A 25081-nucleotide genomic window follows, 5' to 3' on the forward strand; every position below is an offset into this window, starting at 1 on the left:
CGATGATCAGGCCAGGCGTATGGCGGCCGGCAGGGCGATCGTCACCAGCATCGCGATGACCACCACCACCGTGTCGCGCCGCTGCCACGGAGACGGTTCGGCGAAGGTGCGTCGGTGCGCTGTCGCAAAGCCGCGTGCGTCCATGGCGAGCGACAGCTGGGTCGCGCCGCGCATCGCCGAGACGAGCAGCCCGAAGGTGAGCGGTCCGGTCACAGCGACCCGCGAGAGCGGGTTGCGCGACGGCCCGAAACCGCGGATCCGGCGGGTGCGTTGCAACTGGTCGAAGGTCTCGCCGAGACGGTCGAAGCGAGTGAGCGATGCGGTGAAAGCACCGACGAAACGCGCTGGCAGACGGAGGTTTTGGGCCAATGCGTCACCGAACCGCATCGGGTCGATGAACGCAGCGACGATGACGCCTGGCAGCGCGAGCACCAGGATGCGGCCGGCTGCGGTGGTGGCGATCGACACGTCGCGGCCGCCGAGGAGCCACGACGACCACCCGAGCGACACGGCGGCGAAGCCGACCGCGACCAGGCGCCAACCTAGCGGCCGCCAGGTCGGCACACAGAGCAGCGCCAGCACGGCATACACGGCGACGACGACCAGGGCGGTGATCGGCCGGTCGATCAGGAACGACCCAAGCACAGCGGTAAAGCCGAAGGTCAACAGGGCGAGCGGATTCGCTTGCGGCATCACGTGTTTCATCCGACGGCCTGCCCGTTCTTGAGCTGTATGACGGTGTCCGACAGCTCGACCAGAGCGTGATCATGGGTCGCAACGGCGACCGTTGCGCCGGCATCTCGCGCGGCGAGCGACCACCCGGCCACCGCGGCCCACGTGTGCCGGTCCTGGCCGACCGTCGGCTCGTCCAGCAGCACCACTGCGGGCCGATGCGCAAGGGCCGCCAGCACGGCCAGTCGGCGTTGCTCGCCGCCGGACAACTGGAACGGGTTGGCGCCGGCCAGGTGGTCCAGTCTCATCAGCGCGAGCAGGCTGTCGACGTCGACGGAGCGGCCGAGTTGTGTTGCGGTGCAAGCGACTTCGTCCCGCACTGTCGTGCGCAGGAAGCCGTGCTCCGGGTTCTGCGGGACGAACCCGACGGCCATCGCCAGCTCCTTGGAACGGCGCCGGGCGAAGGGTGGCTCGGCTCCGGCGAGGGTGCCGGCGGTCGGCCGCAGCATGCCGGCGAATGCGGCCAGCAGGGTGGACTTTCCGGCTCCCGAGGGACCGACCAGCGCGGTCAACTCACCGGCGTGCAGGACGGTCGTCACTCCGTCCAACGCACGATGGGTCACCCTGCCCTGCAGGGACCGCACCGTCAGATCGACCTGAAGTTCCTCGGCCTGCAGTTCATGACCGGGCCGGTCCGGAGTCACCCAACTGGCGTCGACGTGGACCGGAGTCGGGTCCGGCACACCCGGCATCCAGACGCCGGCGTCGAGCATGCGCGCCGTGTGCTCGGCGGTGAACGCGGACGGAGTGGTGTCGGCGACAACTTGCCCACGCTCGAGCACCACGACGCGATCGCAGTATGGGAGCCACGGTCCGATGCGGTGCTCCACGACGATGGTTGTCGCGCCGGTTGCGCGCGCCGCCTCCAACACGCGCCGACGCACGTGGTCGGCAGTGTCGTCGTCGAGCATCGAGGTCGGCTCGTCCAACAGCAGCAACCCAGGTCGTATGGCGAGCACGCCCGCCAACGCAAGGCGTTGCAGTTCGCCGCCGGACAGTGCGGAGGTGGAGCGCCTCACGTCATACGTCAGACCCACCTGGGCGAGGCACTCGTGCGCCCGGCGCCAGATCTCGTCGTGGGGGAGTGCGAGGTTTTCGGGGCCGAAGGCCACCTCGCGCCCGATCGTCGAGGCGACCAGCGAGTCCGCCGGGTTCTGCAGCAGCAACCCGCACGCGGCGCTGACCTCCACAGTGCCGGTCTGGTCGCCGGGGACAGCTTCGCCGAGCAGCCCTGCCAGTGCCCGCAGCACCGTCGACTTACCGGCCCCGCTGCCGCCGGCGAGCAGCACGATCTCGCCGGGGGAGAAGCTCAGGTCGAGCCCGCTGATGACCTCTTCGCGACGTCCCAACGGACGCCAGCCGAAGCCGCGGAAAGAGGCGTGTGCCCCGCTCACACCGCGTTGCGGGCGTGATGCTCACGGCCCGCACCGAACGCGTCAAGCACACCGGTGGCGGCCAGTGCACGGACCAGTAGCCAGCCGACGACGCCGGCGAGGATCGCACCGGAGAGCATCGTGCAGCCGAGGTACAGGAGTTTGTAGTTCCAGGTCCAGGCCGCGTAGTAGGCGTGCCACTCGTAGAAGATCTCGAACGCACCAGCAAGTGCACCGCCGAGCGCCGCGACGATGACGCCGAACCGCTTGTAGAGCACCAGGGCGAGGACGACCTCGACACCGAGTCCCTGCAGCAGTCCGGACATCAGCGTGCTGGTGCCCCACTGGTTGCCGATCAGCATCTCGACGGCAGCACCGATGAGTTCGGCAGCGAGTGCCGCGCCGGGCCTGCGCACGACCAGGCCGCCGAGCACTCCGGCGATCAGCCAGGGGCCGGCGAGCAGGCCGAGCAGTGGTGGCGCGGTGAACAGGGCAAGGGTGCTGATGCCGTTCCATGCCTGGGACCAGGCCCAGAACACGACGCCGCAGGCGACGCCGAGCGTGGCGACGGTGACCAGGTCGATGGTGCGATAGGCAAGCAGGGCGCTGATCGTCGGACGTTCACTGGGCGCGCTGACAGTAGCCATGCGTGACTCCCTTCGCCGGTGCTAACCGGAGCAGGTTCAAGGGTCTGCGGGCTGGCCGCACTCTCAGCGCCGAAGCGCTCCCCTGTCGGTGGATGTGTGATTCCACGGTACCAGCGCCGGCGCCTTGCAACCGACGGGTGGCTTGGAGCGTCCTGACAGGGTGCGCGTCTACCGACGCGTAGACTCGATCGACGCAAGACCGGAAGACGAAAGGCATGAAAGACGTGGGACTGCTCGACACGATCTCCTCACCCGAGGACCTGCGGCGGCTTCCCGCAGATCGCCTGGACGATCTCGCCGCCGAGATCCGGGAGTTCCTGGTCGATTCGGTCTCTCGCACCGGTGGGCATCTGGGTCCCAACCTCGGTGTAGTCGAGCTGACGATCGCCATACATCGGGTGTTCGAGTCGCCCTCGGACTCCATCGTTTTCGACACCGGGCACCAGTCGTATGTGCACAAGCTGCTGACCGGTCGGCACGACTTCTCGAAGCTGAAGAAGCAGGGCGGGTTGTCCGGCTACCCGTCGCGAGCGGAGTCCGAGCACGACATCGTCGAGAGCTCGCACGCGTCATCGTCGCTGTCATGGGCAGAGGGCATCGCCAAGGCACGCGTGCTCAGCGGTGAGCGTCATCGCCATACCGTCGCGGTCATCGGTGATGGCGCGCTCACCGGCGGTATGGCATGGGAGGCCATCAACAACATCGCGGTGGAGCGGGATCTGCCGCTGGTCATCGTCGTCAACGACAACGAGCGCAGCTACGCGCCGACGATCGGCGGGCTCGCGGACCACCTGGCCGCGCTGCGCACCACGCGCAATTACGAGCGAATGCTCGACTGGGGCAAGACGACCCTCAAAGGGACGCCGGTCGTCGGCGACCTGGTCTACGAGACGCTGCACGGCGTCAAGCGCGGCATCAAGGACATGGTCTATCCGCAGCAGGGGATGTTCGAGAACCTCGGCATCAAGTATGTCGGGCCGGTCGACGGCCATGACGAGGCCGCGGTCGAGCAGGCGCTGCGTCGAGCGCGCGCGTTCGACGCACCGTGCATCGTGCACGTCATCACCGAGAAGGGCCGCGGTTACCAGCCGGCCCTGGATGACCAGGCCGATCACATGCACGGCATCGGCAAGATCAACCCGGAGACCGGGCTGCCGTTCGAGGTTGCCGGACGGATCTGGACCGACGAGTTCAGCGACGAGATGGTGCGGCTGGGTGAGGAGCGGCCGGACCTGGTCGCGATCACTGCGGCGATGATGATCCCGGTCGGTCTCGACAAGTTCGCCGAGGTCTACCCGCAGCGCGTGATCGACGTCGGCATCGCCGAGCAGCACGCGGTCACCATGGCCTCCGGCCTCGCGTATGGCGGCATGCATCCCGTTGTTGCGGTCTACGCGACGTTCCTCAACCGAGCGTTCGACCAGATGCTGATGGACGCCGGATTGCACCATGCCGGAGTCACTTTCGTGCTCGACCGAGCTGGTGTCACAGGTTCGGACGGTGCGTCGCACAACGGCATGTGGGACATGTCGATCTGCTCGATCGTGCCGGGCCTGCGACTCGCCGCACCACGCGACGGCGAGCAGGTCAAGGCCCAACTGCGCGAGGCGGTTTCGGTCGACGATGCACCGACGGTGATCCGCTTCCCCAAGGGTGACGTGGCTGAGCCGCTGGAGGCACTGCGCTCCGACGGCGCGGTTGACGTGCTGCACGACGCCGATGACCCGCAGGTGCTGATCATCGGCGTGGGCTCGATGTGTCCGACCGCGTTGCAGGTCGCCGAAAAGCTTGAGGCCCAAGGGCATTCGGCTCTCGTGGTCGATCCGCGTTGGGTGCTCCCGGTGTCCGACGACGTGATACGTATGGCGCGCTCGGTGCAGCACGTCGTGGTCATCGAGGACAACCTCGTGACGTCCGGCGTCGGTGTCGCGACGGCGTACGCGCTCAGCGCGGCGGACGTACTGTCCCGCGTGCACACCTTCGGCATACCGAAGGCGTATCTCGAGCACGCCTCTCGCGGGCAGGTGCTCGAAGCGATCGGCCTGACCCCCGACGTCATCGGCACGCAGCTGATCGCGCGCCTGACCTCGCACGAGTGAGCGCCGCCACCTCCCAGCTCTGGCAGACCGATTCATGGCGTCAGGAGGCAACGCGCTGGATCGACGACTCCCTCGAACGCCGAGGACTGACACGCGTTCCGGTGACTCCACGCCAGCCTCGGGTCCGCGCCTGGTCGACACAGCTTGTTGTCGACACCTCCGCCGGGCGAGCGTGGTTCAAGGCGTGCTCGCCGAGCACGTCGCCCGAACCGGCGATCTATCGCCTGCTCACCAAGGTCGCGCCCGATCGGCTACCGGAGGTGTGGGCGTCGGACGAGGAACGCGGCTGGTTGCTGATGCCCGATCAGGGACCGCAGCTGCGCGAGGTCGCCGACGCCGACAGCATCGTCGGTCTGTGGTCCGGGGTGCTGCGCCGGTATGCGCGGCTGCAGCGGGCCTCCCTTGAAGTCGTGGACGGCTTGGTCGCGGCCGGGGTGCCGCGCTGGGAGCCCCAGGAGTTGGTGACTTTCTGGCTGGACGGTCGGGGCGCTTTGGCGCCGGAGACGGAGCGTCCGCTGCGTGCGGCCGCTAGCCGCCTGGCCGATTCGGGTCTGCCGGACACCGTTCAGCACAACGACCTGCACGCCGGAAACGTCTTCTGCGTAGACGGCTCGGCCGCCGCCATACACGACTCACGGTTCTTCGACTGGGGAGATGCCTACGTCGGAAACCCGTTGTGCTCCTTGATGATTGCGCTTGCCGGTCCGTCATACCATTTCGGGCTGCCCGTGGACCCGGAGCGCGACGCGCGCCTGACCCGCTCCTACGTCTCGGCCTGGGCCGACCTGGTCCCGAGTGCGCGACTCAAGCAGTTGCTCCCGGACGCTCTGCTGATCGCGCAGTTGGCGCGTATCCGGGCGAACGAGCGGGCACTGACTCACGCGACCGACGCTGAACGCGCGGAATGGATGCCGCTCATCCTCGAACCGGCCGTTGAGCAGGTCCTCGCCGCGACCGGCGTGCAGTTGCCCGCCGCCGCGGATGCGCCCGCTGACGGTCCAAACGGTGATTGACGGCCCAAACGGCCGTTGACCCTCGAGACCGCGGCTGACGGCGCAGCAGGGGCGTCAACCGCGGTTTCGGGCGTCACTCGGCGTATGACGGGGAAATTTCGAGCCAGTGCACACACGGACGATTCGTTGATCTCGGTTGCGGTCGTCAAGCAACGGGCAGTATCCAGGAACGCATGACTCCGACTGAGGCATCATCGACTCCCCATCTCGCGACTGAAGCCTGGCCACCACGCACGGAACCCGCTGACCATGTTGCCAAGCGGGTGATCGTCCTGCCCGGCGGTGGCTATCCGGTCGACGCGCCCCTTCTCTTCTGGACGGGGTTCAGCCTGGTTGAGGACGGCTGGTTCGTGCAAGCCGTGCGATGGCAAGACCCACCGATGCACGCCGGTTTCGTACGCGGGGCGTTCGAACTGGCCTTGCGTGAGGCCCCGGCCGCGGATCAGACCTTGTTCGTGGCCAAATCACTGGGCACTCTTGCCGCACCGGCAGCGGCCGAGCTCGGCTTGCCCGCTGTCTGGTTGACGCCGGTGCTGTCGGACACGGCTGTGGCGCAGGCGCTTTCGGCATACCCGGCACCACAACTGGTCGTCGGCGGATCGGCAGACTCGTTGTGGCCGGCCGACGCGCCACAGCCCTCGGGCGAGGTGCTGCATGTCAACGGCGCCGACCACGGAATGCATCGTGGGGGAGTGCGCGAGAGCAACGACGTCCACATGGACGTCGTGGATCGGGTGCGGGCCTTCGCGAAGAAGCTCTCGAGCTGAACGACCGCTCGCGACGAGATCTGGTCGCGAGCGGTCGTTCAACCAAGCGGACTACTTCGTGCTGCATCCCGTGTCGGCAGGACGCGGCGCCGGGTCGAAGCCGGTCACCGCCGACGACTCGCCGAAGACGCGCAGTTCGGCCGCCGCGGCGAACGGCTGCGCGTTCAGGGCATTGTCGAACTCGAACTTGACGTACTTCGCCGACGTCGGAGCGAACGGCACCGCCTGCATCGCCGGTTGGTCGACGAACGACCCACCCGCAACCTTGGTCCACGTAACGCCGTCGTCCGAGACGAAGATCTGGTAATCCTTCACACGTCCGTTCGGGCCGCCGGACTGCCGGTCCTGGTAGCCGACGCCGGACACCGTGTAACTCTTGTCCAGTGCGAGCTGCACCCAGTGCGGGTAGCTCGTGATGTCGGGGTCGTACTCCGTGTGCCAGATCGTGTTCGGGTCGCCGTCCAGCACGTTGCCGACCGGACCTTCCGCCGCGCCCGAGGTGAGGTTCTCCGAGTCGGCAGTGGCCGTCATCGCGGAGGTCGGGATGGTCGACTGCGTCGCCACCGTGAGAGTCGCGGTGGTGTCGGCGGTCTTCGTGGCGCAGTTGTTGAAGTACGTGGCGGATGGCGTGATCGGTGCGCTCGTGCCCGCGGCATCCTTCGGAACTGTGACCAGCCAGCTCGTCTGAACCGTCTGTCCGGGCTTCACGTCGGTGAACAGGTTGCCGTCCTTCGTCGTGACCTGGGCGTTCCACCCGGTCGGGAGGGTGCCCAGCGTCATACCGACATTGGTCGCGTCGGTGTCCTCGTTGTTGGTGAACGAGGTGACCACGGTCGTCGTACCACCCGGGTTGAGGTCGGTCGTCGACGGTGTGCTGATCGACGCGCAGGCGGCACCGGTGGTCGCCTGCCCGAGGTCGGTGATCGTGAAGTCATCGATGACGAAATCGGTTGCGCCGCCGCCGCCGGTCCGGCGCAGGCCGACCCAGTCGTCGCCGCACCCGGCCGTGAACGTCCGGTTGTAGGCCGTCGTGTCCAGGGCCACGGGTAGCGTCTCGTCCTTCAGGTCGCGGCTGGTGACCTTGTCGCCGGAGACCACGTCGGTGCCGGTCGCCCATTGCCAGCCGGCAGCGTAATTGCTCTGGTACTTGAACGAGACCCGGTAGGAGTGTCCCGGCACGAACTTCGCCGTAGCCGGCACCGTGCGGTAGACGAGGCCGGTGTTCTCCTCGTGTGACTTCAGCGAGTGGTTGCCGTCGATCACGTCATCGACCGCCTTACCGGCCAGTGACCCCGAGGTGTAGGGACTGTAGGTGTTCTTCCACGCCTGCTGGCTGTATGGCGTGTGCAGGTCGCTGATGCTCGTGCGCGGATCTGTGGTCCCACCGGCGTCGCCCTTGACGAACGGCCCCCAACCGGGTTGGTTGCCCTCGAAGTTCTCGTTCACCAATTGCTTCCCGGTCGGCACCGACGGCACGGCCGATGAACCGGTGACCGGCGTCGCGACCGAGACGGCGAGGATCCGCACGTCGTCGATCGTCACCGTGGCATCGCCCGCCACCGCGCTCAACGCGAAGGCGATGTTGCCGTTACTCGGTGCGACGAAGGACACCGACGCTCGTTGGGAATAGGTGTCGCCCTTGGAGTCGGCAGCCACCCGGTTCTGGGCCGGCGTGATGTCGAAGCTGTTCAGCCCGAGGGTGCCGCCCTTGCCGCTCACCCGCAGGCTGACGGTGCGCCGCTGGCCCGCCTGGATCTCGACATTGGTGCTGAGCACGTAGCGCTTGCCCGGTGTCAGTCCTTGGACTCCCTGGGAGACGTCCGACTTGTCGGAGCCGAGCGTCAGCACGTTGTCACCGTTGGCGCTGCGGGTGATGTGGGCGCCACCGGTCGGCGACCAGGTCGCGATCGGACCGTTGAAGCCGGGGTCCTTGACCGGTCCGCCGGCACCGTATGCCGGGCCGGGCGTGGGCGCTGCACCGCCGGCGGGAACCAAGACGTACGGCGTGGCCTTGTCACCGGTCAGCGTGACCTTGCCGTTCGCTGGTGTCACGTCGGCGACCTTGACCCGGCCCGCGTCGGTCAGCTTGTAGAGCGTGAACGACGACGTACCGGCGAACTGATGCGTGAGCGTCCAGGTCGACGTGCCTCCGGCCGCGCTGTAGAAGTACATCTTCGACGCATGACCGGGTGAACTGGTCTTGGTGTTGTCACTATCGTCACCCCAAGGGAGCAGGTAGCTCGTGCCGTCGAGCACGGTGGCGCCGCCCATGCTGACCTGACGCTTCCCGTCGACCATCGCTGCCTGCACACCGCCGGTGAACGTCGCCGTCTTACCCGGGTCCCAGGTCTGCAGCGGGAAGTGCTGCAGGAACTTGGTGGGGAGGTTGTTGGTCCAGATGTTCTGCAGGAACGCGTTGTAGTCGTCGTGACCGGTCCAACCCTCGAACTCCGAAAGTTGTTCACCGCCCAGCAGCGGGTCGGTATTCCAGACATCGCGGTCGGTGTTGGCGATGAAGCGGATGATGTTCGAGTTGATGCCCTTGTTGGTGGCCCCGCCATACCCCTTGTCGTTGGCCCAGTGGGACCAGATGGAGTTGCCCTCGAACTTGTACGCCCACTCGGTCGCGACCTCGAAGCCCATGGCGCGCAGGCCCTTGGCGAGCCCGTCGGCGATCCAGCCGCTGGAGTAATAAGCGTCGATGTAGACGGTTTTGATGCCGGGTGCCTCACGTCGCAGCTCGCGGAAGCGGTCCAGCACCGCGGCAGTGCCGAGGTCGTGACGCTGGTCGATGTGATAGCTCTGGTTGAGCCAGTCCCAGCCATTGACCTGACCCTGCACGAGCACGTCGGAGAACGACTTCGCCTGCGGGTAGGCCTCCGTGACGTTCACGTGGACGGCCAGATCGGCGTTGTACTTCGACCCGCCGGACGCCAGCTTGTTGAGGTCGGCGAGCCCGCCGGCGCGCGCGTTGTAGTCGCCGCCGTAGTCGGGGTGACCGGAGTCGTGGCCCTCGTTCGCATAACCCTTCTCGAGCACCCACTGGCCCAAGTCGTCGGTGTTCATGGAGATGCGCTTGACGTTGTCGAGCGTCTTCAGGAACGGGTTCGTCGCCTGGCTGGCGAAGTTGAACGGGATGTGCTGCGCAACGCGCTCCGCAACCCGGTCGGCGCCGAGTGGCCGAGTCATGTTGTCGCGGAACGCGATTGCACCGTCCTCCCAGCTGACTGCGCCGTCGCCGTTGACGTCGCCCGCGAGCACGACGGTTGCGGACGGCAGAGAGTAGTGCTTGACCTCATCGGCGGTTGCTCCCTTCGGCGCGTAGGTGTAGTTGCCCACCGACAGCTCCGCCCGCCGGCCACCGGAGACCGGGACGATCTGCGTTTGGAGCCGGGTGTTCCAGTTGTCGTTGTTGTCCTGGGCCGAGTCGTCCGTGGCGTCGGTGATGATCCCGGCACTCAGCTGCGAGTTGGTCACGAAGCCGTACGGCGTACCGACCGGGCCGGAGTCGGCGGCGGTTGTATCGGTGATCGGCACGAACCGGTCGGCCGTGGTTGTCGAGTCGGTCGAGATCTTGGTGCGTGCGAGCTGCGCGTGCGGGTCGGTCGAAGCCACCGAGACCAGCGACTGATGGGGGATCGCGAGCATGTCGACGCTATCGGCATACGAGCCGTCGATCTTGGTGACGGCGAACTTGAGGGTGTTCTTGTCGGTGACTGTCAGCGTCGAGGTGATGGTCAGATCGGGCAGATCGGCGAAGGTGGACACGTAGGTCGCCGTGTCCGCGGTGTCGGTCATGGTCGTGGTCGCCGTGTGCGTTTTCCCGTTGATGGAGAACTCGCTGAGCAGGTCGGACTGCCCCGCCATCGTCTTCCCATCGAGGCTGTAGGAGATGACCTGCGGGAACTCCTTGCCCACCTCCACGGTGAGGCCCTTGCCGTTGGTCAACGCGACCGGCGTCGCCTGCGCTGCTCCCGGTGGCGGTTGAGGTGTCGTGTCGCCGGTCGCGCGAACCCGGATCTCCGAGGCGGCCACGATGTTGCCCGCGTTGTAGGTGGACTCGGACTCGAGCCGTACGTAGCGCGCCTTCACCGGGCTGTCGAACAGAGCGGTCTGAACCTGCGTGTTGCTGGTGGGTTCGGTGAACGTCCCGGTTGCGACCGGATTGCCGAAGCCGCTCGCCGGTCCGCTCGCCACCGACGGATCGTCAGTGGCGAAGACCTTGAAGTCCTTGATCGGGCCGTTGGTCTGGTTCTTGACCGAATAGTCCAGACCGGTCAGGGTGAACGAACCGCCGACGTCCAGCGTGATCCAGTGCGAGCCGGGTGCCGACTGACCGTTCGAGAACGCCGACGTCCACTCGGTGCCGTAGTCGTCGTCGATCGCTCCCGCAGCGGTCCCGTCCAGCGACGGGGGAGCGGGATAGGCCGGTGACTGCGAGTCGAAGTTCACGACCGAGTACTGGCTCGGGGTGATCGGCGCGCCTGACGGGTCCGGCGTGGCCGTGGCATGGGGCGCGGTGAGCGCGGTGAGCGACAGCGACGTCAGGGTGACCACAGACGTGGCCATGGCCAGTGTGCGACGGGTTGATCTGTTCACGGTGTTCCTCTCGGCGGGGCTGGGCCGTCGATGACCGACGTCGACGGGGAAGCGAGGGGACCGACGGCCGTCGGATCCTCGAAAACCGTCTCGAGCGCCAGAAGGGCGCCGCCGCGTGCCGCGGCGGACAGACCGAGACGGGAAACACTGACCTGCACCGGTGTGGCGGTGTGGCCGATCATGCGGGCTTGCAGGACGTCGTCGACGCTCCTGGTGAACCACTCCTCGAACCACGGGAAGTAGCCCCCGAGCACCAGCGCTCGCGGATTCACCACGTCGACGACGAGCGACAAGCCGTACCCGAGCGCGGCGCCGGTCACGGCCAGCGCATCGAGCGTGCGTGGGTCGTCGGCCAGCGCGCGTTCGCGAAGTTCGCCGAGCCGCTCCTCGAGCGGTCGACTGGAGTCACGTACCGGGTCATCCGTCGCCGCGGCTCGCCGCAGGAACGGCGGCAGGCCGACAGACAACTCCCAGCATCCGGTGCGTCCGCACGGGCACTGACCTTCCCCCGGCGCGAGCGGCAGGTGTCCGATCTCCCCGGCATACCCGTCGTGTCCCTGCAGGAGCACGCCGTCAGCGATGATGCCGGCCCCGACTCCGACGTCCCCTGTGACATAGATCAGATCGTGTATGCCGTCGCGCGCGATCTCGGCATACGCGGCGAGCGAGCCCAGTTTCGCGTCGTTCTCGACGACGATCATTTCGGGTCGCAGGTCGAGCCGGTCGCAGAGACCTGCTCGGACGGCGACGTCCCGCCAGCCGAGGTTGGTGGCGAAACGCACTTGTCCGGACTCGGCCTCGATGGTGCCCGGCGCCGCGACACAGAGTCCAACAACACTGCGGCCCTCCGCGGAGATTGCTCGAAGAGTCGGCCGCACCAGATCGGCGACCTCGTCCAATGCCTCGTCAGCGTTCCTGGTGGGTATGTCGATGGCGTGCGTAGTCTCCATGACCACGTCGCCCAGCAGGTCGACGACGACGAGCGCGAGATAGTCGGCGTTGATCTCGATTCCGACCCCGCGGACCCGATCACGGTCCAGAGCGACGGTGAGGCCCGGCCTGCCGACTGCGCCGTCCCGTGCCGGCTCACCCTCCGTGACCAAGCCGCGCGCGAGCAGATCTGCAATGAGGGTGGAGGCGGTCGCCTTCGACAAACCGGTGCCGCCGGCAATCCTGGCGCGGGACCGCCCACCTTGCATGCGCAGGTGGCGCAGGATCAGGCCGAGATTGCTACTGCGCACCGAGCCGTGATCGATCCGTTCCACGGGCTGGAAGACGCCTGTCGTTGAGCGACCGACTGCTGACACGTTCCGAACTCCAACGCTGGATCGATGAGATTAATAAGGACAGTAGCCGAACTAATGTGATCTTGGTGAGAGTCCGTCGATTCGGAACTTTGGGGGTGCTCCGTTAGGCTTGCAACATCTGCTCGTCACAGTTCTCGCCACGAGTTGATCCGCATGTTGAGCACCGCTCCATGTGCAGCCCCTGAAATCAGGAACCGGCTGGTCAGGCGAGGCACCCGAAGAGAACGTAGCTTTCGTGACTTCATCGTTTGATGCCCTTGGCGTGCCCGCACGCCTCGTCGAGATCCTTGCTGCACAGGACATTTCGACACCCACCCCGATCCAAGCGGCAACCTTGCCCGACTCGCTGGCCGGACGCGACGTCCTTGGCCGTGGCCGCACCGGCAGCGGCAAGACCTATGCGTTCGCATTGCCGCTTGTTGCCCGACTGCAGCAGAGCAACGCCAAGCGCATTCCGGGCCGGCCCCGCGCGCTCATCCTTGCTCCCACCCGGGAGCTGGTAGCGCAGATCCAGGAAGCGATCAAGCCGCTTGCCGACGCCGCGCAGCTCAACACGCTGACCGTGATCGGTGGCGTCGGCCAGAACCCCCAGGTGCGCGGATTGCGTTCCGGCGTAGACATTCTCATTGCCTGCCCCGGCCGGCTCGAAGACCTGATCAGCCAGGGCCACTGCTCCCTCGCGGCCGTTGAGATCACCGTGCTGGACGAGGCCGACCACATGGCCGACCTCGGCTTCCTGCCCGGTGTGCGCCGACTGCTGAAGCAGACCCCGACCTCCGGTCAGCGGCTGCTCTTCTCCGCCACGCTCGACAAGGCGATCGACGTCCTGGTCCGTGAGTTCCTGCGCAAGCCGGTGACACACGAGGCGGACTCGGCGCAGTCGCCGGTCTCGCAGATGAGCCACCACGTGCTGCACATCTCCGACCGCGAGCTGCGTGTGCCGGTGCTGGCCGACCTCGCGTCCGCGCCCGGTCGGACGGTCGTCTTCACCCGCACGAAGTATGGCGCCAAGGCGCTCGCCCGCCAGCTCAACAAGCGCGGCGTGCCCGCTGTCGACCTGCACGGGAACCTTGGGCAGAACGCCCGAACCCGCAACCTGGCCGCGTTCCACTCCGGAGCCGCGAACACTCTGGTCGCCACCGACGTCGCGGCGCGCGGCATACACGTCGATGATGTTGCCCTGGTCGTGCACGCCGACCCGCCGGCCGAGCACAAGGCCTACTTGCACCGCTCCGGCCGCACCGCACGTGCGGGTGCCGAGGGCACGGTCATCACCTTGATGACCGACGACCAGCGCAACGACGTCCGGAGTCTGACGAAGGCGGCCGGCATCAAGCCAACGACCACCAGGGTCGCCGGCATCGACAACCCGGTGCTTCGCGAACTCGCACCCGGCGAGAGGGTACTCGTCGACGGTGGCTACCTTGCCGCGCCGGCTCCGGCTCAGCAGCAGGGGAAGCCCGGCAGTTCTTCGCGCAACGGACAACGCGGCGGCCAGCAGGGTGGTCGCAACCGCGGCGCCCGCAACGGCAACGGTGGCGGGTCAGCTAACGGCAGGCGCCAGGGCGGCGGAGGCGGTTCGGCGAACGGCAAGGCAAACGGTGGCGGCAACGGTGGTTCGTCCCGCCGTCGTGGGCCGAGCGGTGGCGGCTCGGGCCGTCCGAGCAATGGCGGCGGTCACTCCGCGGCGTCGTTCAGCACCGGGCGCCGCTGAGGCGCGTACATAACCGGCAACGGTCGCTGGCTGTGTACGGGGAATCCACCCGAGCGCGTAACTAACCGGCGACGGTCGCTGGACACGTTCGGAAGGGTCAGCCGACCCACTGACCGCGCGCGATCAGCACATCGCGCAGTAGGTCGGCTCGGTCGGTCATGATGCCGTCGACGCCGAGATCCAGCAATTGATGCATCTGCGCTGAGTCGTCGATCGTCCACACGTGCACCTGCACGTCTGCATCGTGTGCCCGGCGCAGCGAGGCCTCTGTGACAACACGGATGCGCCCCGCTGCCCGGGGCACTTGCAGGCAGTCGACGTCGCGAAGAGCGTTCTGACCCAACGGAATCCGTGCCCAGGTTGGGATGGCGCCGCTTACCACGAAGCGACTGATCACCGATTTCCCACCGGAGGTCGCCACCGGTCGTGAGAGGCGCTGGAGCACTGCCCGCCGTCGCGCATCCGAGAACGACGCCACGCACACCCGGTCATGGGCTCTGTGTCGCTCGATGACCTCGACCAGCGGTTCCACGGCACCGGCCGCCTTGCAGTCGATGTTCACGCGCAGTTGCGGCCACGATTCCAACACCGAGTCCAGTGTCGGGATGTCGGCCGTTCCGGCGATCTTCGCCGCGCGCACCGCGCTCCACGGCAGCTCGGCGACGACACCCGAACCATCGGTGACCCGGTCGAGCCGGTGGTCATGAAAGGCGACAAGAGTCCCGTCGGAGGTCGCATGCACATCGGTCTCGACATACCGGAAGCCGAGATTGACCGCCGCAGCGAACGCCGGCAGCGAGTTCTCGGGGGAGCCGCTGCCTTCGGTGAAACCACGGTGCGCCATCGCGATGACGCCGGGATGGTCGAAGAATGCGGTGCGCGTCACCCCTGGAGTCTAGGCAGACAGGATCCAGAAAACGCGAGACGCGTTGGTATGACGGGCAACTCGCCCGTCATACCAACGCGTCTGTGCGTTGTGCAGCTCTCGATCCGCGAAGCTGGCAGCCGGGGCAGGCGCAGCGCAGCAAGCCTGGCCCGACGCGCGGCAGCGAGCGATCAGGCGCGCGAAGCCGACACGCGGAAGCGAGCAATCAGGCGCGCGAAGCTGACAGCCGGGGCAGGCGCAGCGCAGCAAGCCTGGCCCGACGCGCGGAAGCGAGCGATCAGGCTCAGATGTCGCGGAACGTTTGGATATCGGCACCGAGCTTGTTGAGCCGGGTGTCGAGCTCCTCGTAACCGCGGTCGATCACGTAGATGTTGCGCAGCACCGAAACGCCCGGAGCCGCAAGCATCGCCAGCAGTATGACGACAGCTGGCCGCAGCGCCGGCGGTGACATGACCTCGGCAGCACGCCACCTGGTGTTGCCCTCGATCATCACCCGGTGCGGGTCCATCAGGTGCACCTTCGCGCCCAGCGAGTTGAGCTCGGTCAGGTAGATCGCGCGGTTCTCGTAGACCCAGTCGTGCAGGGTCGTGGTGCCCTGCGCATAAGCAGCGATGACCGCGAAGAACGGCAGGTTGTCGATATTGAGCCCGGGGAACGGCATCGGGTGGATCTTGTCCTTGGGTGCCGTCAGCGGACCGGGCTTGGTGGTGATGTCGACCAGCCGGGTCTTGCCGTTGGCCGAGGTGTATTCCTCACCCTCGATCTCGTACTTCATGCCCATGCCCTCGAGCAGTGTCAGCTCGATCTCCATGAACTCGATCGGGACGCGCCGGATGGTGATCTCGGACTCGGTCACGACCGCGGCCGCGACGAGGGTCATTGCCTCGATCGGGTCCTCCGACGGGTGGTACTCGACGTCCTGGTTGATCTCCTTGACGCCGTGCACCCGCAGCGTGGTGGTGCCGACACCCTCGATCCGCACGCCGAACTTCTCCAGCATGAAGCACAGGTCCTGGACCATGTAGTTGGGGCTGGCGTTGTGGATGACGGTCTCACCCTCATGCAAAGCCGCTGCGAACAAAGCGTTTTCGGTGACGGTGTCGCCGCGCTCGGTGAGGATGATCGGCTTGGTCGGGTGGACCGACGGGTCGACCTTCGCGTGGTAGTAACCGTGCGTGGCGACGACGTCGAGGCCGAATGCCCGCAGTGCGTAGAGGTGCGGCTCGACAGTGCGCGAGCCGAGGTCGCAACCGCCGGCGTTGGGCAGCTGGAACTCGTCGAACTGATGCAGCAGCGGGCCGAGGAACATCAGGATGGTCCGGGTGCGGCGCGCCGCAGTCTCGTCCATCGCGCCGAGATCGAACCGCGCGGGCGGAATGATCTCGAGGTCGCTGCTGTCGGGCAGCCAACGGGTCTTGACACCGATTGAAGTCAGCACCTCGGTGATGCGGTTGACCTCCTCGATGCGGGCGAGGTTGCGCAGGGTGGTCTTGCCCTTGTTGAGCAGGGTCGCGCACAAGCACGCGACAGCGGCGTTCTTGGAGGTGCGGACGTCGATCTCACCGGACAGTTTGCGACCGCCCTTGATCCGCAGGTTGAGGGGAGTCGAGGAAGCAACGGCCACGACCTCGGTGTCGAGGGCCTCGCTGATGCGGGCCAGCGTTTCCAGACTGAGGTTCTGCTTGCCTTGCTCGATACGGGCGACCGCACTCTGCGATGTTTGCAGCGCCTCGGCCAGCTCGTTCTGAGTGAGCTTCTTGTGCCGACGCGCGTCGCGGATGAGCGTGCCGACGCGGGAGAGGTAGTCATCGGTCATGCGGCGAGTGTAGCTCACATATGAGATGGAAACGGGCCCTGCGACACGCGATCCGCGTCACAAGGCCCGTTTCGGTCCCAAAATTGTTACGCCATGGTATGTCGAGGATCTCGATACGCGACGAGGATCCGGTCGCAAGCTCCCGGATCCTCGTCGCTACTCGATCAGCTTGGGGCTGCCACCGAGGCGACGCCCGGAGCGAGGAATCGCTTGCCGGTGACCTTCTCGCTGATCCCGGTGCGGTCCAGCAGCGGGGTGACGCCGCCGTTCCAGAACGGGAAGCCGGCGCCGGTGATCATCGCCAGGTCGATGTCCTCGGGCGCCTGCACGACGCCCTCGTCCAGCATCCGGCGGACCTCGTCGGCCAGCGACTCCAGGGCGCGCTCACGCACCTGCGCGGCGGACAGCTCCACGGGGGAGCTGGGCGCCTCGAAGAGCTCGAGCACCTTGGGATCGATGGCACCGTCGCTGCCGTAGAAGCTCGGGATCTTCGCCTCGACGATCTTGGCCAGGTTGGGGGAGACGTAGAACCGGTCCGGGAATGCCTTCGTCAGCGTCTCGCTGTTGTGCAGCGCGATCGCCGGCCCGACCAGGCTGATCAGCATGAAGGGCGGCATCGGGGTCAGTCCGGCAAACGCCTGCTCAACGACCTCGATCGGAGTGCCTTCGTCGACGACCCGACCCGCGTCGCCCATGAACCGGCCGAGCAGCCGGTTGACCACGAACGACGGCGAGTTCTTGACCAGGATGCTGCTCTTGCCCAGCCCCCGCGAGGTCGCGAACGCCGTCGCCAGCGTCGCGTCGTCGGTCTTTTCGCCGCGGATGATCTCCAGCAACGGCATGACGGCGACCGGGTTGAAGAAGTGGAATCCGACGACCCGCTCCGGGTGCGACAGCTCGGACGCCATGTCGGTGATGTCCAACGACGAGGTGTTCGTCGCCAGCACACACTCCGGCGTCACCACGGCCTCCACCTCGGCGAAGACCTTCTTCTTGACCGACATCTCCTCGAAGACCGCCTCGATCACGAAGTCGGCGTCGGCGAAGCCGTCCTTGCTGGTCGACCCGGAGACCAGTGCCTTCAGCCGGTTCGCGCCGTCGGAACTCAGCCGTCCCTTCGCCAGCAGCTTGTCGATCTCGGCGTGGGTGTAGGCGACACCCTTGTCGACGCGCTCCTGATCGAGGTCGGTGAGCAGGACCGGCACCTTCAGCTTGCGGGCGAACAGCAGCGCCATCTGGCTGGCCATCAGGCCGGCACCGACGATGCCGACCTTGGTGACCTTGCGGGCCAGCGACTTGTCCGGCGCACCCGCCGGACGCTTGGCACGATTCTGGACCAGGTTGAACGCGTAGAGCCCGGCGCGCAGTTCGTCGGTCATGATCAGGTCGGCCAGGGCCTGGTTCTCGGCCTCGAACGCCTCCTCACGCGTCGCCGTGCGTGCCGAACGCATCAGTTCGATCGCCCTGTATGGCGCAGGGGCGGCCTTCCCGGTCTTGGCGTCGGCCTCGGCCCGCGCCTTGTCGAGCGGGGCGTTCCAGGCTTCTTCCGAGGTGTCGACCGGGATGCGTTCGACCTTCTCCTCGCCCTTGATGACCCGCGCGGCGAAGGCCAGCGAGTCCTCCAGGAAGGTGACCGGTTCCAGCAGGCGGTCGGCCAGACCGAGCTCAAAGGCGTTCTTGCCCTTGATCATGCGGTTCTGCGACAGCGGGTTGCTGATGATCAGCGTCGCCGCCTTCTCGGTGCCGATCAGCTGCGGCACCAAGTAGGTGCCGCCCCAGCCCGGCACGAGGCCGAGGAAGCACTCCGGCGTCGCATAGGCGGGCACGTCGGAGGAGATGGTGCGGTAGTCGGCATACAGGGCGACCTCGACGCCGCCACCCATCGACGCACCGTTGATGAACGCGAAGGTCGGCACCGGCAGTGCAGTGATCTTGCTGAAGGCGTCGTGACCGGTGCGCGCGATCTGCAGTGCCTGGTCGCGATTGGTGATCGACGGGATGCCGGTGATGTCCGCGCCGACGGCGAAGATGAACGGCTTGCCGGTGATGCCGGCGCCGACGATCTCACCCTTCGTCGCACGCTCGGCGAGCGTGTCGAGCACGTCGCTCAGCTCGGTCAGGCCGGCCGGTCCGAACGAGTTGGGCTTGGTGTGGTCGAAGCCGTTGTCCAGGGTGATGAGCGCGAAAGTGCCTGCGCCACCGGGAAGTTCGACGTCCTGGACACGCGCGTGGGTCACGACCTCGTCGCGCTGCGGCAATGTCTGTGCGTCGGTCATCACGCGGCTCCTTCTGAGTTGGTCCTGTCGACGCTGCTGACGTAGTCCTTGTGGTGCGGGTTCTCCCAGATGACCGCGCCGCCCATGCCGATGCCGATGCACATCGCGGTGAGGCCGTAACGGACCTCCGGGTGCTCGGCGAACTGGCGGGACAGCTGCGTCATCAGGCGCACGCCCGACGAAGCCAGCGGATGACCGGTGGCGATCGCGCCGCCATACAGGTTGACGCGCGCGTCGTCGTCGGCGATGCCGAAGTGATCCAGGAAAGAAAGCACTTGCACCGCGAACGCCTCGTTGAGCTCGAAGAGGCCGATGTCGCTGATGTCCAGGCCGGCGTGGTCCAGTGCCTTCTCGGTCGCGGGGACCGGGCCGATGCCCATCACCTCGGGCTCCACGCCGACGAAGGCGTAGTTGACCAGCCGCATGCCGATCGGCAGACCGAGCTCGGTGGCCGCCCGCTCGGAGGCGAGCAGACACGCGGTCGCGCCGTCGTTGAGACCGGCGGCATTGCCAGCGGTGACGTTGCCGTGCGGGCGGAACGGCGTCTTCAGCTTCGCCAGGTCCTCGACGGTGGTGCCGGGGCGCGGCGGCTCGTCGACCGTGGCGAGGCCCCAACCCTTCTCGGCGTGACGGGTCGCGACGGGCACCAGGTCGGGCTGGATCTTGTTCTCGGCATACGCCTTGGCCAGCTTGTTCTGGCTGCCCACAGCGAACGCGTCGCAGCGTTCCTTGGTGATCTCCGGGAAACGGTCGTGCAGGTTCTCGGCGGTCTCACCCATGACCAGTGCGGACGGATCGACCAGCTTCTCGGAGATGATCCGCGGGTTGGGGTCGACGCCTTCACCCATGGGATGGCGACCCATGTGCTCGACGCCACCGGCGATGCCGATGTCATACGAACCGAAGGCGATGCTCGACGCAGTATTGGTCACCGCCGTCATGGCGCCCGCGCACATACGGTCGATCGAGTAGCCCGGGGTGGTCTTGGGCAGGCCGGCAAGCAGGCCGGCCACCCGACCCAGGGTCAGCCCCTGGTCGCCGATCTGGGTGGTTGCCGCGAGGGCGACCTCTTCGACCTTTGCCGGGTCGAGGTCGGGCTGGCGGTGGAGAAGTTCACGAATGCATTTGATGACCAGGTCGTCGGCGCGGGTCTGGGCATACATGCCCTTTTCCCCGGCCTTGCCGAACGGCGTGCGAACGCCGTCGACGAAGACAACCTCAGAGAGCGTGCGGGGCACGATGCCTCCCGAGAGTGGGACGAGTTGACGAAGTCGACTCTAACCCGGTTGTTACTCGTCAGTAGCAGGGGGCTCGTCCGGCGCTTCCAGGATGTATGGCGCAACGAGGTCGATCTGCCAAGGACGTGCCCCGAGCTCGGCCAGCCTTTCGCGAATCGCGTTGTCGTCATACGGTTTCGGGGGAGTCCACAGGACGCGACGCAAGGTGTCGGGGGTGATGAGATTCTCGATCGGCACGTTGCGGCGTTCGGCGAATTCGGTGAGGGCCGCGCGGACGAACGAGAGCCGGATGGCGGCCTGTGGGTTGCGGTCGGCCCAGGTGCGCTGCGGCGGCGGGGCATCGTTGCGCACGGTGGCCGGGGGCAGGTCGGCTTCCTTCATGGCGGCTACGCGCTCGATGGCTTCTAGCCAGCGGCTCGCATACCGGCTGGTGCCGCGGCCGGCGAGCCGGGCCCGGCTCCGCGAGGTTCCCTGCAGGGCGGACCCGGCTTGTTGCAGCGCCTCGGTCGTGCGTGGCCCGACATTGGCCAGCTCGACGATCATCGCGTCGGGCAGGATCCGGCCGGGCGCAGTGTCGCGCTCCTGCGCGATCGCGTCCCGGGTCAGCCACAACTCGCGCACTCGGGCGATGGCCCGCTTGTCCTTGATCCGGTGCATGCCGGAGGTGCGTCGCCATGGTTCGGTCCGCTGCGGTGGCCCGGTGAAAGAGGTGAGTGCCGCGAAGTCCTGCTGCGCCCAGTCAAGCTTGTCCTGTTTCGACAGGTCGTCGCGTAAGCGGTTGCGGACCTCAATCAGCACCTCGACATCGAGCGCCGCGTAGGTCAGCCACGGATCCGGCAGCGGTCGGGTGGACCAGTCGGCCGCAGAGTGTTCCTTTGCGAGTGAAATGCCGAGATAGTGCTCGATGACCGCAGCCAGGCCGACCCGAGGCAGGCCGGCCAGGCGCGAGCCCAGCTCGGTGTCGAACAGCAAATGCGGATGCATGCCGACCTCGGCGAGGCACGGCAGATCCTGGGTTGCGGCGTGCAGGACCCACTCGGCGTCACCGATCGCGTCCTGGATCGGGGTCAGGTCAGGCAGTGCGATCGGGTCGATCAGGAAGGTGCCGGCGCCCTCGCGCCGCAGCTGCACGAGATAGGCACGGTTGCCGTAGCGGAAACCGGCGGCTCGCTCGGCGTCGAGCGCGACCGGTCCATCGGCCGCAGCAATTGCGTCCGCCGCACGTTGCAGACCACGCTCGTCAACGATGACATCGGGTACGCCGTCGGCCGGCGCCGCCAGCACCGGGTATGCCGGTGGCTCCTCCGTGCTGTCGGAAGTGTTCTCGTTCTCGCTCATCGCCGCTGACCGGGCAGGGCGACCACGCCCTCGGGCAGCGGTGGCAGGCCGGCGACGGTCGACAACAGGTTGGTCCAGGCTGCGAGGTGGGTGCCGAGGTCGACGCCGGTGGGAGTCCAGGACGCCCGGATCTCGATCTCGACGTTGCCGCCGTCCTCGGCGAGCGAGCCGAAGCCCTCGGACAGGACCCGGGTGACGGTGCCGGCTTCGGCGCGGAAGTCAGCGCCGGCGTCGCGCAATGAGTCCATCAGCCAGCTCCAGCCGACTTGGCCCAGCAGCGGGTCGGCGCCGGTCTCGGCCTCCAACTCGGCGCGGGCGTAGCTGACCAGGCGCCACGAACCTTCCCAGGGCTCAGGGAAATCCGGGTCATGCAGCACGACGAGACGACCGGTCGCCAGCTCCGTGTCGTCGGTGTCGACCGAGCTGCGTACGTCGGCGGTCATTGCCAGCGAGTAGGGCGCGATGCGCCCCGGAGCAGGCACTTCGGTCAGGCTGATCTCCGGTCGCAACCGCACACTCTGCAGATCGCGTACCGCCGCCTGGAAGTCCAGTGCCGCTGTGCCGCCGAAGTCTTGGTTTCCCACAACTGCGAGCCTAAGTCGTACAAGCCTTCGATTGCTGGATGTTGGGACGGCGGGTCGCCGCCGGCGCCGGTTTCGGCGCAGAATGGGCGGCCATGAAGTCCATGAGCAAGCCGCTATGAGTGCCTTGCTCGCGATCCTCTCCAGTGTCGTATGGGGGACGGCCGACTTCGGCGGAGGCATCTTCAGCAAGCGGATCGCCGCGATCCGGGTCGTCGCGATCTCCCAGTTCGGTGCTTTGGTGGTCATGTCTGTGGCTTTCGCGGTGCAACTCGCCGTCTCCGGTTGGCCGGCGGGGGCGGTCTGGCTCTTAGGCGCTGCGGCCGGTGCGGCCAATGCACTCGCGCTGTGCTGCCTGTATGCCGGGCTGTCCGCCGGGACGATGGGTGTGGTGTCGCCGATCGCGTCGCTGGGCGCGATCGTGCCGGTGACCATCGGGTTGTTGACCGGCGACACGTTGGGCCTCGTGGTCGGCATCGGTCTGGCTCTGGCGACCGCCGGTGCGGTGCTCGCGGCCGGCCCCGAGTTCACCGGCGGCGTCTCCAGGCTCCCGGTGCTGCTCGCCGTGTGTGCGGCCGTGGGTTTCGGCGCCTCTCTTTACTTCGTCCACGCCGCGTCGGAGGGCGGCGTCATACCGGCGTTGTGGGTGATGCGGGTTGTCAGCGTGGTCGAGCTCGCGCTGGTCTGGCGCTGCTGGCCGGGCGCGGCGTCCGTGGGGAAGTCGCGCCGGCGGGATCTGCCTCTGTTGTTTCTCGTCGGCTGCGGAGACTTGAGCGCCAACGCACTCTTCGGTCTCGCATCCAGGGGTGGTGGCGAAGTCAGCCTGATCAGCGTGCTCGCCTCGTTGTATCCGATCGCCACTCTGCTGCTTGCACGGTTCGTGCTGCACGAGCGGATGCGGTTGATCCAGGGCGTCGGTGTTCTGGTCGCGCTGCTCGGGGTCGTCCTCGTCGTCAGCTAGCCGGGGTGCGAGGATCTGTCGCGTGACCAGCCAAGCCTCCGACCCCCGTGACAGCGCCCTGGTGCGAGCCGCGCGCGGCCTGCCGACGAGCCACACGCCGGTGTGGTTCATGCGCCAGGCCGGCCGATCGCTGCCCGAATACAAACAGGTGCGTGCCGACGTGCCGATGTTGCGGGCGTGCCGCACGCCCGAGCTGGTCTGCGAGATCACCATGCAGCCGGTGCGCCGGCACGGTGTCGACGCGGCGATCTTCTTCAGTGACATCGTGGTGCCGCTCGCGGCCGCCGGCATCGACGTCGACATACACCCCGGTGTCGGACCGGTCGTCGCGCATCCGGTGCGCACCGCTGCGGACGTCGACGCACTGCCGGAGTTGGACGCCACGCAGATCGAGGACATCGCGCAGTCGGTGCGACTGCTGACCGCCGAGCTCGGCGGCACCCCTGATCGGTTTCGCGGGGGCACCGTTCACGCTCGCCAGCTACCTCGTCGAGGGTGGCCCGTCCAAGAACCACGAGCACACCAAGGCGCTCATGTATGGCGCTCCCGACGTGTGGAATGCCTTGTGCGCCAAGCTTGCTCGCATTTCCGGCACGTTCCTGCGGGTGCAGGCGGAGGCGGGGGCGAGCGCCATACAACTCTTCGACTCGTGGGTCGGTGCGCTGTCCCTCGCCGACTATCGACGGTTGGTGTTGCCGCACTCGACTGCAGCGCTTGCCGCGGTTGCCGACCTCGACGTGCCGCGTATCCATTTCGGCGTCGGCACCGGTGAGCTGCTGGCCGCGATGGGCGAGGCGGGCGCGGATGTCGTCGGCGTCGACTACCGGGTGCCGCTGGACGAAGCGGCGCGGCGGCTCGGCCCGTCATACAGCGTGCAGGGCAACCTCGACCCGGCGTTGCTCTTCGCGCCGTGGGAACCGCTGGAGGCCAAGGTTCGGGAGATCCTGACAGCCGGGAAGGCCGCCCGCGGACACATCTTCAACCTCGGGCACGGAGTGTTGCCGAACACGGATCCTGATGCGCTGACTCGGGTTGCGGAGCTGGTTCACTCGGCGTCGTCCTGACCGGCTCGTCCAGCGGGACGACCAGGAAGCGCAGGAAGAACTGCACCAGCGGGCCGATCGACACGGCGTAGAGCACGGTGCCGATGCCGACGACTCCGCCGAGCAGCCAGCCGACGGCGAGCACAGTGATCTCGAGTGACGTCCGCACGAGGCGGAGGCTGAGGCCGGTGCGCAGGTGCAGGCCGGTCATCAAACCGTCCCGCGGACCGGGACCCAGCTGGCTGCCGATATAGAGCGCGCCGCCGATTGCGTTAATCACCAACGCAGTTGGCAACATCACGATGCGCACCGTCAGTGAATGCGGGGTGGGTATGACGGCGAGTGCGATGTTGGTCGCGATCCCGATCCAGATGGCGTTGGAGATCGTGCCGAAACCTGGCCACTGACGCAGCGGGATCCACAACAGCAGGACCGGAATGCTGACCAGGATGACGGTCGTCCCGAGGTCGAGTCCGAGGTGTTTCGCGACGCCGTAGTGGAAGACGTCCCACGGGTCGAGGCCGAGCCCTGCGCGCACGAAGAGCGCCATCGCCAACCCGTAGAGGCTCAGGCCGACGAACAGGCGGACCAGTCTGGTCGGCAGCTTCCCGGCACGCAGTTGCTCGCGAGGGGTGAGGGAGGCGAGAGTCGGCTTCACCTGCCCAGCATGACGCGCCGATGGCCTTTCGAA

At 67.2% G+C, this 25081-nt stretch carries 17 protein-coding genes, 1 pseudogene and 1 riboswitch; of the genes and pseudogenes, 6 read left to right on the forward strand and 12 right to left on the reverse strand.

What is annotated here, in order from left to right; translation table 11 throughout:
* Positions 1-6 precede the first annotated feature (6 nt).
* From ACFQDH_RS14620 to ACFQDH_RS14630, 3 genes are all read right to left on the reverse strand, one after another.
* Entirely contained in the window at positions 7-705 is a 699-nt protein-coding gene (locus ACFQDH_RS14620) for an energy-coupling factor transporter transmembrane component T family protein (protein ID WP_382403115.1), read from the reverse strand.
* Entirely contained in the window at positions 702-2126 is a 1425-nt protein-coding gene (locus tag ACFQDH_RS14625) for an ABC transporter ATP-binding protein (protein WP_382403116.1), read from the reverse strand. Before ACFQDH_RS14625 ends, ACFQDH_RS14620 begins: the two co-directional genes overlap by 4 nt.
* The gene (locus ACFQDH_RS14630) at positions 2123-2752 is read right to left on the reverse strand and encodes an ECF transporter S component (RefSeq protein ID WP_382403117.1); all 630 of its coding nucleotides are present in this window, start codon (positions 2750-2752) and stop codon (positions 2123-2125) included. The genes ACFQDH_RS14625 and ACFQDH_RS14630 overlap by 4 nt, the downstream gene beginning before the upstream one ends.
* Positions 2743-2846: riboswitch (TPP riboswitch) on the reverse strand. It overlaps the preceding gene by 10 nt.
* A 130-nt stretch (positions 2847-2976) precedes the next feature.
* Here ACFQDH_RS14630 and dxs point away from each other — a divergent pair.
* The 3 genes from dxs to ACFQDH_RS14645 all read left to right on the forward strand — a co-directional run bounded on the left by dxs (position 2977) and on the right by ACFQDH_RS14645 (position 6631).
* Positions 2977-4851, forward strand: a complete 1875-nt coding sequence (gene dxs / locus ACFQDH_RS14635) for a 1-deoxy-D-xylulose-5-phosphate synthase (RefSeq protein WP_382404871.1) — start codon at positions 2977-2979, stop codon at positions 4849-4851.
* The gene (locus tag ACFQDH_RS14640; RefSeq protein ID WP_382403118.1) at positions 4848-5864 is read left to right on the forward strand and encodes an aminoglycoside phosphotransferase family protein; all 1017 of its coding nucleotides are present in this window, start codon (positions 4848-4850) and stop codon (positions 5862-5864) included. Before dxs ends, ACFQDH_RS14640 begins: the two co-directional genes overlap by 4 nt.
* Before the next feature lie 173 nt (positions 5865-6037).
* Positions 6038-6631, forward strand: coding sequence for a hypothetical protein (locus ACFQDH_RS14645; protein WP_382403119.1), 594 nt, complete (start codon positions 6038-6040; stop codon positions 6629-6631).
* Between the two features lie 51 nt (positions 6632-6682).
* Here the strand turns inward: ACFQDH_RS14645 and ACFQDH_RS14650 are convergent, their stop codons facing one another.
* On the reverse strand, positions 6683-11200 hold the full coding sequence (locus ACFQDH_RS14650; protein WP_382403120.1) for an endo-alpha-N-acetylgalactosaminidase family protein: 4518 nt from the start codon (positions 11198-11200) through the stop codon (positions 6683-6685).
* 26 nt (positions 11201-11226) lie between these two features.
* Positions 11227-12495: an ROK family transcriptional regulator gene (locus ACFQDH_RS14655; protein WP_382403121.1), complete on the reverse strand. Its 1269-nt coding sequence runs from the start codon at positions 12493-12495 to the stop codon at positions 11227-11229.
* A gap of 277 nt (positions 12496-12772) precedes the next feature.
* On the opposite strand from ACFQDH_RS14655, the gene ACFQDH_RS14660 reads away from it, so the two are divergent.
* Positions 12773-14251 carry a DEAD/DEAH box helicase gene (locus ACFQDH_RS14660; RefSeq protein WP_382403122.1) on the forward strand — a complete coding sequence of 493 codons (1479 nt, stop codon included), beginning with the start codon at positions 12773-12775 and terminating at the stop codon, positions 14249-14251.
* Between the two features lie 97 nt (positions 14252-14348).
* On the opposite strand, the gene ACFQDH_RS14665 is transcribed toward ACFQDH_RS14660, so the two are convergent.
* From ACFQDH_RS14665 to ACFQDH_RS14690, 6 genes are all read right to left on the reverse strand, one after another.
* Positions 14349-15137, reverse strand: a complete 789-nt coding sequence (locus ACFQDH_RS14665; protein ID WP_382403123.1) for a glycerophosphodiester phosphodiesterase — start codon at positions 15135-15137, stop codon at positions 14349-14351.
* 283 nt (positions 15138-15420) lie between these two features.
* Entirely contained in the window at positions 15421-16953 is a 1533-nt protein-coding gene (locus ACFQDH_RS14670; protein WP_382403124.1) for a helix-turn-helix domain-containing protein, read from the reverse strand.
* A 164-nt stretch (positions 16954-17117) separates the two neighbouring features.
* Positions 17118-19229, reverse strand: coding sequence for a 3-hydroxyacyl-CoA dehydrogenase NAD-binding domain-containing protein (locus tag ACFQDH_RS14675; protein ID WP_382403125.1), 2112 nt, complete (start codon positions 19227-19229; stop codon positions 17118-17120).
* On the reverse strand, positions 19229-20467 hold the full coding sequence (locus ACFQDH_RS14680) for a thiolase family protein (RefSeq protein WP_382403126.1): 1239 nt from the start codon (positions 20465-20467) through the stop codon (positions 19229-19231). Before ACFQDH_RS14680 ends, ACFQDH_RS14675 begins: the two co-directional genes overlap by 1 nt.
* Before the next feature lie 51 nt (positions 20468-20518).
* The gene (locus ACFQDH_RS14685) at positions 20519-21805 is read right to left on the reverse strand and encodes an HRDC domain-containing protein (protein WP_382403127.1); all 1287 of its coding nucleotides are present in this window, start codon (positions 21803-21805) and stop codon (positions 20519-20521) included.
* Entirely contained in the window at positions 21802-22389 is a 588-nt protein-coding gene (locus ACFQDH_RS14690; RefSeq protein ID WP_382403128.1) for a DUF3000 domain-containing protein, read from the reverse strand. Before ACFQDH_RS14690 ends, ACFQDH_RS14685 begins: the two co-directional genes overlap by 4 nt.
* A 115-nt stretch (positions 22390-22504) precedes the next feature.
* Between ACFQDH_RS14690 and ACFQDH_RS14695 the strand changes: the two genes are divergently transcribed.
* Together ACFQDH_RS14695 and hemE are read left to right on the forward strand one after the other, a co-directional pair.
* Positions 22505-23347: an EamA family transporter gene (locus tag ACFQDH_RS14695; RefSeq protein ID WP_382403129.1), complete on the forward strand. Its 843-nt coding sequence runs from the start codon at positions 22505-22507 to the stop codon at positions 23345-23347.
* A gap of 13 nt (positions 23348-23360) precedes the next feature.
* Positions 23361-24411, forward strand: a pseudogene (gene hemE, locus ACFQDH_RS14700) (uroporphyrinogen decarboxylase).
* Here hemE and yczE read toward each other — a convergent pair.
* Positions 24326-25048, reverse strand: coding sequence for a membrane protein YczE (gene yczE, locus ACFQDH_RS14705; RefSeq protein ID WP_382403130.1), 723 nt, complete (start codon positions 25046-25048; stop codon positions 24326-24328). The pseudogene hemE and the gene yczE sit on opposite strands and share 86 nt — an antisense overlap.
* Positions 25049-25081: the final 33 nt, after the last annotated feature.

It is taken from the genome of Flexivirga alba, assembly GCF_042661025.1.
GTDB lineage: Bacteria > Actinomycetota > Actinomycetes > Actinomycetales > Dermatophilaceae > Flexivirga > Flexivirga alba.